The sequence below is a fragment of the Aquirufa sp. A-Brett2-15D genome (assembly GCF_054558735.1).
The window spans coordinates 716,407-728,688 of record NZ_JBSKFT010000001.1 but is presented as its reverse complement, the minus strand read 5'-3'; the positions used below and the strand labels follow the sequence as shown (position 1 = coordinate 728,688).

Below are 12,282 nucleotides of genomic sequence, written 5' to 3'. Positions count from 1 at the left end.
CTAAATTTGAACATCCTTTTGCAATTTTAATTCCAAGCTGGAGGGAGATGTCACATTGTCAGATTTTATGAGAATAATTGTCCTATTTTTTTTAGCGTCTTTCGTTGCGCAAGCCCAGCAAGAATCGTTGCGGATGGCCTATCCCTTTTTGCCTTTGGCCATTAATCCTGCGGATGCTGGTGTGATGAAGGTTTTTTCTGCCAAAGGTGTATTTCGTAAAAAGCCCTTATTCCAAACCTTAGGAGGCGCATCCTCCTCGCAGCAATTGATGAGCATCGATATGCCCCTGAAGAAGGGTGATTGGGGATTGGGATTTTTGGCCTTTAATACCGATCAATCTTTTGCGACACCTTCTGGAATGATTTCTTCAAATCTGGGTCTAGCAGCAGTTGTCTCGAAGCATATGGAATGGGGAAGGGGGAATCAGCTAAGTTATGGCATGAACGTGGGAATAAATCAATATCCAATTTTGGGAAAATTTGGAACCAGTGAAATGCTGGGAAGTATCGGACTGGGAGTTTCCTATCGTAAAGAGGCTTTAATGCTAGGTATTTCTAAGCCTTCTAATCGGCTGGATGGATTGGGCGATGCACCGCTGTACCTACAAGCCTCCTATTATTTTCCAGTGGCTGACTTGCATACCCTGAAAATTGGATCTGTTTTGCGAAAGGATCAGCAGACAAAAATTGATTTTAATGCCGTGTTTTGGATTCAAGAAAAGGTAGGTGTGGGATTATGGTACCAGCAGACGGGTTCGGAGTTTGGCGATCCAGCTTTATTAGGTTCAGTGGAGGTTCCATTAGGGCTTAATTTTAGAGTAGGTTATTCCTATGATTTTCTGGGTAAAAATGTATCGACTTTAGGAAGTTCGGCCATGAGTGAAGCATCTGGTTTTCACCAAATTTTTCTTCGATATGACCTTGATTTTGGTTTAGGAAAATTAGGGCAATTTCAGCCATAAAAGAATCCTGAAATTGTTGGTGATATAAAGAGAATTAATTGAAATTTTTAAAGAAATCGAAATACGTTTGTGTATGAGCTCATTTTCCTCAGAAATTTGTGCTCTTAAAGCTAAAAAACCCGGTGATAATTAGGGGGATTCGGCAAGCAAATAGTAAATTGCGTAGATTTTAGCATTAAGACAATGTTAAGAATTATACTAAACCAAAAACATTGAAACATTTCTTTGGCCTAAAGCCTAGAAAATTAACTTATGGATTCATTTTCCTACGTTGCCAATGCCGATACGCAAGTCATAGCTGACTTGTATGAGGCTTATAAACAAGATCCCAATTCAGTAGATAGCTCTTGGAGAGATTTCTTCAAGGGTTTTGACTTTTCTCAGACCTGGTTAGGCGAAGGAGCTCCTGCGGGTGCTGTTTCTTCAGATGCTACTCATGTTCAGAAGGAAATGGCTGTCATCTCCTTGATTAAAGCATTTCGTTCCAGGGGACACTTATTATCCAAAACGAATCCCGTTCGAGAGCGCAAGGATCGCAAGCCACGTTTATACTTGGCGGATTATTCTTTAACTGACGCTGATTTAGATACTGTTTTTCAAGCTGGTTCATTTATGGGCCTAGGCGCAGTGACATTACGAACCATTCAGGCTGCTTTGCATACCATTTATGCGGGAAGCATAGGCTTTGAATATTCTTACATTCGTGACGTTGAACAAAAAGAATGGTTGCGCAATAAGATTGAAAGGGAAGCGCTTTCCTTTAAACCCACTTTTGAAGAGAAGAAACATATTCTTCAGAAGATGAATGAGGCGGTTGTTTTTGAAAATTTCTTAGGTACAAAATATTTAGGCCAAAAGCGTTTCGGCTTAGAAGGTGGCGAAAGTACGATTGCCGGTTTAGATGCCATTATCAATGTGGCAGCTGATGCGGGTGTGAAAGAGGCGATGATTGGAATGGCGCATAGAGGTCGCTTAAATGTTTTGGCAAATATCATGCACAAATCCTACGAATCTATCTTTGATGGTTTCGAAGGAAATGTACCTAATGAGATCCACGGGGATGGCGACGTAAAATACCATTTAGGCTATTCAAGTAAGCATATCTCCCCTAAAGGAAGCGAGATCTCTTTAAAATTAGCCCCTAATCCGTCTCACTTAGAAGCAGTTAATCCTTTAGTAGAAGGTTTCTGCCGTGCGAGTGCGGATGCGCATTATGAGGGAGATTACGATAAAGTATTACCTATTTTAATCCATGGTGATGCAGCGGTTGCAGGCCAGGGAATCGTCTATGAGGTAACTCAAATGGCGAAATTAAACGGCTATGGTACGGGTGGAACAATTCACTTTGTCATCAATAACCAAGTAGGATTTACAACAGATTTTGAGGATGCGCGTTCTGCTATCTATTGTACGGATGTAGCTAAAATTATTGATTCACCCGTATTCCACGTCAATGGAGATGATCCAGAAGCAGTAGTTTTTGTGTCAAGAATGGCCGCAGAATACCGTCAAGAATTTAACCGCGATGTATTTGTGGATATGGTTTGTTACCGTCGTAATGGCCACAACGAATCAGATGAGCCTCGTTTTACGCAGCCTACTTTGTATGCGAACATTACGAATCATCCGAATCCTCGCGAAGTATACACGCAACAATTAATTAAGAATGGCGAGATCGAGGCGAAATTAGCCGAAGAAATGGATTCAGCTTTTAAAGCTGAATTACAAGCTCGTTTAGAGATGGTGAAGCAAAAAGTGAGCCCAGCTTATGTTCCTTTAAAATTAGATAACCGCTGGTCGACTTTACGTTTCTCGAATGAAACAGATTTTGATTCATCTCCTAAAACTTCGATTACGAAGGAGGTTGTTGATCAAGTTGCTAAAGCTTTAACGACTTTGCCAAAAGGGTTTACAGCCTTAAAACAAATCGATAAAGTTATCGCGGATCGCAAAGGGTATTTCGAAAAAGGCCAATTAAACTGGGCTACAGCGGAGTTATTAGCTTATGGTTCACTTCTTTTAGAAGGAAAGCCTGTTCGTTTATCAGGTCAAGATGTGCAACGGGGTACATTCTCACACCGACACGCAGTTTTACATGATGCGAATACAAATGAGAATTATAACTCATTAAACCACATAAAGGAAGGTCAAGAGCAAGCACAGATTTACAATTCTTTACTTTCCGAGTACGGAGTATTAGGTTTTGAATTCGGTTATGCCTTGGCTAATCCAGATGCCTTAGTGATTTGGGAAGCGCAGTTTGGTGACTTTGCAAATGGTGCCCAAACCATGATCGACCAATTCGTTTCTTCTCACGAATCGAAGTGGGGGACACAAAATGGTTTAGTGATGCTTTTGCCTCATGGATATGAGGGTCAAGGTCCAGAACATTCAAATGCTCGTCCAGAGCGTTTCTTGCAGTTATCTGCTGAAAATAATATGGTGGTGGCTAATTTAACCACTCCTGCTAATATATTCCACGCCTTACGTCGTCAATTGACTTGGGATTTCCGCAAGCCATTAGTGGTTATGTCGCCTAAATCAATTTTCCGTCACCCGAAGGTAGTTTCGCCCATCGAAGAATTCACGAAAGGTAAATTCCAAGAGGTTATCGGCGATAGCTATGTGGACAAAGCGAAAGTGAAAAAAGTATTACTTTGCTCAGGTAAAGTGTATTTTGATTTATTGGATCGTCAAGAAAAAGATAAGCGCAAGGATGTGGCAATTGTTCGTTTGGAACAATTACACCCATTCCCCACCAAGCAAGTAGAGGCAGAATTAGCGAAATACAAAGGCGCTGATGTATATTTTGTTCAGGAAGAACCGGAAAACATGGGCTATTGGTCATATGTGATCCGTGAATTTGGCTGGGCTAAATTTAAAGGTTTAGTAGCGCGTAAAAAATCTGCTTCTCCTGCGACTGGATTCTTAAAAGTGCACGGCGTAGAGCAAGCAAACCTGATTAACAAAGCATTCGAATAATAGAATTATCATGGCTATAGAAATGAAAGTACCCGCAGTGGGGGAGTCAATTACGGAAGTGACCGTTGCTACTTGGAATAAGAAGGAAGGCGATCATGTGAAGTTAGACGAGGTTTTGTGCGAATTAGAATCGGACAAAGCGACCTTTGAATTGCCTGCAGAGGCGGAAGGCGTGTTGCATATTGTGGCTAAAGAAGGCGATGTCCTTCCGATCGGTGCGATCATCTGTACGATAGAAGCAGGTGGAGCAACGGCTTCAGTAAAGGTAGCAGATGCTCCTGCAGCGGCTGTTGTGGCTGCACCGGCTCCTGTGGCGGCTTCGGCGCCAGTTTCCTCAGGTCCGACTTCTGTGTTAGAAATTAAAGTTCCAGCGGTAGGGGAGTCGATCACGGAAGTGACGGTTTCAGTTTGGAATAAAAAAACAGGGGATAGCGTTTCTTTAGACGAGGTACTTTGTGAATTAGAATCAGATAAAGCTACTTTTGAATTACCAGCTGAAGCGGCGGGTATTTTAGAGGTAATAGCTCAGCCAGGTGCGGTAGTTCCGATTGGAGGAATTTTAGCTAAAATCACGGTAGGTGGTGCGGTAGCGGTGGCAGACGTTGCGGATCCCGCTCCAGTTGCGGCGCAGTCTGCTCCGGCATCAGCTCCTGTTTCTTCAGGTGACGCTTCGTATGCCGCAGGTCATCCATCTCCAGCTGCAGCTAAAATATTAGATGAAAAAGGAATCGCCGCTGCTTCAGTAGCAGGTTCTGGCGTAGGTGGTAGAATTACAAAAGAAGATGCGGTATCAGCTACGCAACCGAGCGTTTCTGCACCGGCAGCTGTGGCTGCACCAGTTGCAGACCGTACACGTCGCGAAAAAATGAGTTCACTGCGTAAAACAGTGGCTCGTCGTTTAGTGGCAGTGAAGAATGAAACAGCGATGTTAACTACGTTTAACGAAGTAGACATGAAGCCTGTGATGGATCTTCGCGGTAAATACAAAGATAAATTCAAGGAGAAGCATGGCGTAGGTTTAGGCTTTATGTCCTTCTTTACGAAGGCCGTATGTGTCGCTTTAAAGGAGTATCCTTCTGTAAATGCTAAAATTGACGGCGAGGAAATCGTCTTCCACGATTATTGTGATATTTCGATTGCAGTTTCTGCGCCTAAAGGTCTAGTCGTTCCAGTGATTCGTTCTGCAGAGAATTTATCCCTAGCAGGAATCGAATCGGAAGTGGCCCGTTTAGCAGGAAAGGCTCGTGAGAATAAATTGAGTTTAGAAGAAATGAGTGGAGGTACTTTTACCATTACGAATGGTGGGGTATTCGGTTCGATGCTTTCTACACCGATCATTAACGCACCACAAGTGGCTATTTTAGGAATGCATAATATTGTGGAGCGTGCAGTAGTCGTAGATGGCCAAATCGTGGTTCGTCCGATTATGTACCTCGCATTATCTTATGACCACCGCATTATCGATGGTCGTGAGTCGGTTAGCTTCTTAGTTCGTTTAAAGCAATTATTAGAAGATCCAGCTCGTTTATTATTAGATATTTAATTAACAGAATAGGCCTTAGCGGGCCTATTCGCTTTCATTTGCCTATATGCAAGAATTTGATGTTGTAGTTATTGGTTCAGGCCCAGGAGGATACGTTTCGGCGATCCGTGCGGCTCAATTAGGATTTAAAGTAGCCATCGTGGAGAAATATGCTGTGATGGGTGGAACCTGTTTGAACGTAGGATGTATTCCTTCCAAAGCCCTTTTGGACTCATCAGAGCATTATTACAATGCTGTACACAGTTTTTCGGAGCATGGAATTGATGTAGCGAAACCCAAAATCAATTTTACTCAAATGATCGCCCGCAAGTCAGGCGTCGTAGAGAAAATGAACGGCGGAATCACGTATTTGATGAAGAAGAACAAGATTACGACCTTCCACGGTTTGGGATCATTCGACTCCTCTAAAACAGTAAAAGTAACTAAAGAGGACGGTAGTTCAGACGTCTTATCGGCTAAAAATATCATCATCGCAACGGGTTCTAAACCCACAATTTTGCCTTTCATTCCTGTCGACAAGGATCGCATTATCACGTCTACGGAGGCTTTGAAAATGAAAGAAATTCCGAAGCATTTAATCGTGATCGGCGCCGGTGTAATCGGTGCGGAATTAGGATCGGTTTATGCTCGTTTAGGTTCTAAAGTGTCCTTCATTGAATTTGCAGACAGCATGATTCCGACGATGGATAAAGCGATGGGGAAAGAATTACAAAAATCCATCGCTAAAATAGGTGCAGAATTCTATTTGTCGCACAAAGTGACTTCCGCAGCGGTTAAAGGCAAAGAAGTGACGGTGAAAGCGCTAGATGCATCTGGCAAAGAAGTAGAGATTAAAGGGGACTATTGCTTAGTTTGCATCGGTCGCCGCCCTTATACGGATGGATTGAACCTTGTTGCTGCAGGTTTAACGGCAGATGAGCGCGGTCGCATCGCAGTAGATGAACATACCTTGCAAACCTCGGTTCCAGGAATCTATGCCATTGGCGATGTGATTCGTGGAGCGATGTTAGCACACAAAGCAGAAGAGGAAGGCGTATTTGTAGCGGAAGTTATTGCAGGCCAAAAACCTCACATCAACTACAACCTCATCCCAGGTGTCGTATACACTTGGCCAGAAGTGGCATCAGTAGGTAAGACAGAACAAGAATTAAAAGCAGCTGGAATCGCATATAAAGAAGGTTCATTTCCCTTCAAAGCATTAGGTCGCGCCGTAGCATCCATGGATGTAGATGGTTTAGCCAAAGTGTTAGCAGATGCCAACACGGACGAAATTCTCGGTGTTCACATCATCGGCGCTCGTGCCGCAGATATGATCGCAGAAGCAGTCGTTGCCATGGAATTCCGTGCATCAGCTGAAGATGTCGCTCGTATGTCTCATGCTCACCCGACTTATACGGAGGCGATGAAAGAGGCTTGTTTAGCGGCTACGGCGAAGAGAGCGCTTCATTCTTAATGTTAAAGCATAGAGCATAAAGCATAAAGAATAAAGTTGGAATCGCCTTCGGCGATGAATTTTGGGAATGTAAATCAGCATTTCATAATACTAAAAAAGGGCTCGAAATTCGAGCCCTTTTTTCACGTACTTTATTCTTTATTCTTTGTGCTTTATGCTTTAGATAAAGTGCTTTATGCTTTACTGTTTACTCGACATCTAATTCTTCAAAATCAATCGTCTTCGCCCTGGCATAAAAACGCCACGATAATAATACAGAAGAGCAAATTAAACTTGCCGTTAATCCCATCCAGATCCCTGTGGCTCCTACGCCCAGGTATATTCCAATGTAGTAAGAAAGAGGTATACCAATGCCCCAATAGGAGAAAACGGTAATTCCAGTGGGGATATTAACGTCTTGTAAGCCACGCAGTAAGCCCAGGGAAACGGCCTGAATACCATCAAATAATTGAAATATGGCACCCCAAACCACAAGTGTCACCGCGATCGCAATCACCGATGCCTCTTGCGTATAACCGCGCACTAAAATGTCCCTACCGAAGAAGAAGACTAGTGCACAAAATCCCATGAACAAAATGGAGAGTACAAGTGCTGCGTTACCTGAGGTAAAAATGCCTTTCCGATTCCTTTCGCCTATATCTGCGCCCACTAAGATTCCGCCAGCAGCTGCAATTCCCGATGCCATCATGTAGGTCAATGATGCCATGTTGATCGCCACGATATGTGCCGCTTGGGCCGTCACTGAAATCCAACCCATCATCACAACCGCCATCCCAAAAGTTGCAATCTCAAAAAAGCCTTGCATACCAGACGGAATGCCAATTTTTAAGATTGTTTTTTCTAACACATTGGCATCTGCATGTACCTGCTTTTTCTGCAAATATTTACTAAAATCAGCAATTTTGAATAGATAAACGGCGAGGGCAATGGCCATTAAAATACGGGCCATTAAGGTCGCAATGCCAGCTCCAAGCAACCCCATAGCGGGAATGGCCCCCAGACCATTAATGAAAATGTGATTAAAAATGATATTGAAAATCAGGGCGGCTAGTGTAATATACATAGCTACAGAGGTTTTCTGCAAACCATCCGTAAAGCTTTTTAAAGCCGAAAACAAAAATATGGGTAATACGGAAATCGCTATTAAGGCTAGGTAGGGTAGGGTCAATGCTTTATTAGCCGAAGTCTGCTTAAATAAATCATAATTCATTCCCGCAAGCCCGATTAATAACATGGTGATTATACTCAAGAAGATGGCTACGCGGATATTAGCCCGTAATAAATTCCCGCATTCGGTGAAATCTCCTTCTGCATCTGATTTGGAAATCATGGGTGCCACAATCTGCAGGCAGATTAAGCCCACTACGGCAATCGTAAAGAATATACTTCCTGCCATACCAGATGCGCCTAAACTTTCGGCGGCACCTGTAGACATTTGCCCTACCTGAATGGTGTCGGCTAAACCCATGAGCATAACGCCGAGTTGACCCACAACAATTGGTGACGCCAATCGAATCGTCTGCTTAATTTTCGCCTGAAATTCCATATTAGATACGCACGATTTCTGCGCCGATGGCATTTAAACGGGTATCAATGTGTTGATATCCACGGTCGATTTGTTCGATATTATCGATGATCGAAGTGCCGTTTGCAGACATCGCAGCGATTAAAAGGGAAACTCCGGCACGAATATCTGGTGATGACATTTGGATTCCTTTTAACGTTTGCTTGCGATCAAAACCGACTACCGTAGCGCGGTGTGGATCACAAAGGATGATTTGGGCACCCATCTCGATCAAACGATCTACGAAGAATAGACGAGATTCGAACATTTTCTGGTGGATTAAGACCGTACCTTTGGCCTGAATCGCTGTCACTAAAATGATCGATAATAAGTCTGGAGTGAAACCTGGCCAAGGGTGGTCAGAGATCGTCAACATCGATCCATCGATGAAGTTTTCTAATTCATAGTGTTCTTGAGAAGGGATGAAAATATCATCTCCGCGGAACTCCATTTTAATTCCTAATTTCTTGAATACCTCTGGAATGATGCCTAATTCAGGGATTTGGCAGTTTTTGATGGTGATTTCAGACTGGGTCATCACCGCTAAACCGATAAAAGAACCGATCTCAATCATATCCGGAAGCATCGTGTGCTCCGTTCCGTGTAATACATCGACACCTTCAATAGTAAGCATGTTCGAACCGATGCCAGAGATTTTCGCTCCCATACGGTTTAACATTTTGCTCAATTGTTGCAAATAAGGCTCGCAAGCGGCATTATAGATGGTTGTTTTGCCTTTGGCTAAAACAGCTGCCATTAAAATATTTGCCGTTCCTGTTACCGATGCTTCGTCTAATAGCATGTAGGCGCCTTGTAATTCAGAGGCGTCTACTTCATAGATTCCACCATCTTCGGGGCTATAATTGAATTTAGCACCCAATTTCATAAAGCCAAAGAAGTGGGTATCCAATCTTCTGCGGCCAATTTTGTCTCCACCTGGGGAAGGGATACGTCCTTTTTTGAAGCGGGCCAAAGTAGGTCCTAATAACATCACCGATCCGCGAAGTGCCGCAGCTTTCTTCTTATAGGTATCTGAATCTAAATAATCGATATTGACTAAGGAGGCATCGAATTCAATGCTTGATTCCGATAAACGGCGCATACTCACGCCCATATCGCCTAATAAATCAATTAATTGATTTACGTCGCGAATGTTCGGGATATTGTGAATGGTGACAGGCTCTGCTGTCAATACCACGGCACACAAAATCTGTAATGCTTCGTTTTTAGCTCCTTGAGGAGTAATTTCTCCTTTCAAACGGCGGCCACCGGTTACTTTAAATGATGCCATAAATGATTACTTATTTTTACGGAAATTATTATTTCTGTTATTATTGTTATTGCTTCTGAAGTTATTCTTGCGGTAATTATTGTTGCGATTATTGTTATTGCTATTCGGATACTCTGGCGCATTATAAGCGTTTCTCGCGTTATTCGCCACTTTAGCATGACCTAAGCCCTCTTGAGATAATTCATCCACAATCGTGCCTAACAGGTTTTCTGACATCTCTTTGATATTTTGCCAAATAACCGCATCGTCCACCGACTCCTTATTCCAAGTCACATAGAAACCTTTCATTAAGCGGGCAATATAGGCCACTAAAATCTTTTTGTCTTCTACTTTTTCCTCCGCGATCGCGCGTAAAATCAATAATTCTACGTTACGTCCGTAATGTTTGAATTTCAGATTATGCTGATTATAAGCCACTTTACGTGGCGCTTTTCCTAAAGATTCTGGAGATGGAGGAGGGAAGGGGCTTTGTACATTCAGTTCAAAATTAGACATGATGTATAAATCATCCCAAAGCTTCTTCGAATAGTCTTGGCTATTATCCTTCATATTCGGGTGAATTTGCTTCATCACCTCCACCATTAAATAAGCGTATTTAGTCCTTTGCTCTTCGTCGGCAATGGTCAAAATGTAATTCACTAATTTTTGAACACTCGATCCGTATTCTTTCATATTTTGTTGCTCTTAAAGCATTAAATTCAATAATAAATGTGGGACTGCTACGATTGCAAACACAATAACCGCCCAAATAGCCATCATTAAAACAGCTCCAGCGGCATAATCTTTGGCCTTCTTCGCTAACTCATTCTGCTGAGGAGAGGCTAAGTCCGTTACCTTTTCTAAAGCTGAATTAAACAATTCTGCCACCCAAACTCCAGTCACCGCTAAGGAAATCCAAATCCATTCAGACCCGGTAAATTCTAGTTTCAGCCCCACATACACCACAATAATAGTGCTAATTAAGTGGAAACGTGCATTACGCTCCTGCTTAATAAGATCGATAATACCGTCGATAGCGTGTTTGAAACTACCCATCTTAAAATTCTGCTGTTTTAGGAGTCCGTGGGAAAGGAATCACGTCACGAATATTACTCATACCCGTTACAAATAGCACTAATCGTTCAAATCCAAGTCCAAAACCAGCATGTGGTGCAGAGCCAAATTGACGCGTTTCTAAATACCACCAAATCGATTCTTCTTCGATACCTACCTCTTTCGTACGTTGCAAAAGTTTCTCATAATTGTCCTCTCGTTGAGATCCTCCAATTATTTCACCAATTCCTGGGAATAAAACGTCCATCGCACGAACTGTTTTTCCGTCCTCATCTAACTTCATATAGAAAGCTTTGATGTCTTTCGGATAGTTCGTTAAGATAACAGGTTTTTTGAAATGTTTCTCTACTAAATAGCGCTCATGCTCTGATTGAAGGTCAATTCCCCACTCTACAGGATACACGAATTTACCATTTTTATGCGCTTTTGATTGCAATAATATGTCGATAGCAGCCGTATAGGTTAAGCGTTCGAATTCATTCTCCGTTACAAAACGTAATTTTTCAGACAAACTTAATTCTGATTGCTCTTCCTTCTTTTTTGTCTTTTCTTCTTCTATTAATCGCTTTTCTAAGAAAGCGATATCGTCTGCACAATGATCTAAAGCGTATTTTATACAGTATTTAGTGAAGTCTTCCGCTAAATCCATGTTATCTACTAATTCATTAAAGGCCACTTCTGGTTCGATCATCCAAAACTCAGCCAGGTGACGGGTGGTATTCGAATTTTCCGCTCGGAAAGTAGGTCCGAAGGTATAGACTTTGGACAAAGCCATCGCCCCTAATTCCCCCTCTAACTGACCAGAAACCGTTAAATTTGTTTCTTTACCAAAGAAATCTTCCTTATAATCTACCTTTCCATCCTCTGTTAATGGTGGATGAATAGGATCTAAAGTCGTCACGCGGAACATTTCCCCAGCTCCTTCCGCATCAGACCCCGTAATAATGGGCGTGTGTAAATAGAAGAAACCGTTATTGTTAAAATAGGTATGAATCGCGTAGGCCAAAGCATGGCGAATACGCAATATCGCAGAGAACGTATTCGTCCGCGGACGCAAGTGCGCAATCTCACGCAAAAACTCTAAAGAGTGCTTCTTAGGCTGTAAAGGGTATTTTTCTGGATCCGCTGTTCCATATACTTCGATGGAAACTACTTCTACCTCTACCGATTGACCTTGGCCCTGAGACGCGATTAATTTTCCGGTAACTGCGATACAAGAGCCTGTAGTAACCAATTTCAACGTTTCTTCTGAAACAGTTCCCTCTGTAACGACTGCTTGAATATTGTGGATGGTCGACCCATCATTGATCGCAATAAAAGCGACAGAAGAGGAAACTCTTTTCGTACGAACCCAACCTTTCACGACGATGCTTTGCTGCGTGGGTGTTAAACGTAGTATTTCTTTGATTTGCATAAATGACTCGGGCATTATTAA

The 12,282-nt window shown here is 42.5% G+C and carries 9 protein-coding genes; 4 read left to right on the top strand and 5 right to left on the bottom strand.

From position 1 onward, the window contains the following. The first annotated feature begins 67 nt into the window (after positions 1–67). The 4 genes from ACST14_RS03320 to lpdA all read left to right on the top strand — a co-directional run bounded on the left by ACST14_RS03320 (position 68) and on the right by lpdA (position 6,939). Complete coding sequence (locus tag ACST14_RS03320; protein ID WP_459460537.1) at positions 68–961, top strand: type IX secretion system membrane protein PorP/SprF; 894 nt, start codon at positions 68–70, stop codon at positions 959–961. Positions 962–1,213: 252 nt separating this feature from the next. Further along, the gene (locus ACST14_RS03315) at positions 1,214–3,943 is read left to right on the top strand and encodes a 2-oxoglutarate dehydrogenase E1 component (RefSeq protein ID WP_459460535.1); all 2,730 of its coding nucleotides are present in this window, start codon (positions 1,214–1,216) and stop codon (positions 3,941–3,943) included. Positions 3,944–3,953: 10 nt separating this feature from the next. After that, positions 3,954–5,486, top strand: coding sequence for a 2-oxoglutarate dehydrogenase complex dihydrolipoyllysine-residue succinyltransferase (odhB, locus tag ACST14_RS03310; RefSeq protein WP_459460533.1), 1,533 nt, complete (start codon positions 3,954–3,956; stop codon positions 5,484–5,486). A gap of 46 nt (positions 5,487–5,532) precedes the next feature. Continuing rightward, positions 5,533–6,939, top strand: coding sequence for a dihydrolipoyl dehydrogenase (gene lpdA, locus ACST14_RS03305; protein ID WP_459460531.1), 1,407 nt, complete (start codon positions 5,533–5,535; stop codon positions 6,937–6,939). Between the two features lie 187 nt (positions 6,940–7,126). Here the strand turns inward: lpdA and ACST14_RS03300 are convergent, their stop codons facing one another. The 5 genes from ACST14_RS03300 to asnS are packed head-to-tail and all read right to left on the bottom strand — an operon-like array spanning position 7,127 to position 12,261. Beyond that, positions 7,127–8,485 carry an MATE family efflux transporter gene (locus ACST14_RS03300; protein WP_459460528.1) on the bottom strand — a complete coding sequence of 453 codons (1,359 nt, stop codon included), beginning with the start codon at positions 8,483–8,485 and terminating at the stop codon, positions 7,127–7,129. A gap of 1 nt (position 8,486) precedes the next feature. Next, a complete protein-coding gene (gene murA, locus ACST14_RS03295) occupies positions 8,487–9,794 on the bottom strand; it encodes a UDP-N-acetylglucosamine 1-carboxyvinyltransferase (RefSeq protein ID WP_459460526.1) in 1,308 nt (435 codons plus the stop codon). Between the two features lie 6 nt (positions 9,795–9,800). Continuing rightward, positions 9,801–10,466: a DUF4290 domain-containing protein gene (locus ACST14_RS03290; RefSeq protein WP_459460524.1), complete on the bottom strand. Its 666-nt coding sequence runs from the start codon at positions 10,464–10,466 to the stop codon at positions 9,801–9,803. A gap of 12 nt (positions 10,467–10,478) precedes the next feature. Next, positions 10,479–10,829 (bottom strand): diacylglycerol kinase family protein, encoded by a 351-nt coding sequence (locus ACST14_RS03285; protein WP_459460522.1) that lies wholly within the window; start codon positions 10,827–10,829, stop codon positions 10,479–10,481. 1 nt (position 10,830) lies between these two features. Then, positions 10,831–12,261: an asparagine--tRNA ligase gene (gene asnS / locus ACST14_RS03280; RefSeq protein WP_459461250.1), complete on the bottom strand. Its 1,431-nt coding sequence runs from the start codon at positions 12,259–12,261 to the stop codon at positions 10,831–10,833. Positions 12,262–12,282: the final 21 nt, after the last annotated feature.

What these genes read in the sequence shown, in the direction of transcription:
- ACST14_RS03320 (WP_459460537.1), top strand. Translation starts at nt 68, where the DNA reads ATGAGAATAATTGTCCTATTTTTTTTAGCGTCTTTCGTTGCGCAAGCC.
- ACST14_RS03315 (WP_459460535.1), top strand. Translation starts at nt 1,214, where the DNA reads ATGGATTCATTTTCCTACGTTGCCAATGCCGATACGCAAGTCATAGCT.
- odhB (WP_459460533.1), top strand. Translation starts at nt 3,954, where the DNA reads ATGGCTATAGAAATGAAAGTACCCGCAGTGGGGGAGTCAATTACGGAA.
- lpdA (WP_459460531.1), top strand. Translation starts at nt 5,533, where the DNA reads ATGCAAGAATTTGATGTTGTAGTTATTGGTTCAGGCCCAGGAGGATAC.
- ACST14_RS03300 (WP_459460528.1), bottom strand. Translation starts at nt 8,485, where the DNA reads ATGGAATTTCAGGCGAAAATTAAGCAGACGATTCGATTGGCGTCACCA.
- murA (WP_459460526.1), bottom strand. Translation starts at nt 9,794, where the DNA reads ATGGCATCATTTAAAGTAACCGGTGGCCGCCGTTTGAAAGGAGAAATT.
- ACST14_RS03290 (WP_459460524.1), bottom strand. Translation starts at nt 10,466, where the DNA reads ATGAAAGAATACGGATCGAGTGTTCAAAAATTAGTGAATTACATTTTG.
- ACST14_RS03285 (WP_459460522.1), bottom strand. Translation starts at nt 10,829, where the DNA reads ATGGGTAGTTTCAAACACGCTATCGACGGTATTATCGATCTTATTAAG.
- asnS (WP_459461250.1), bottom strand. Translation starts at nt 12,261, where the DNA reads ATGCAAATCAAAGAAATACTACGTTTAACACCCACGCAGCAAAGCATC.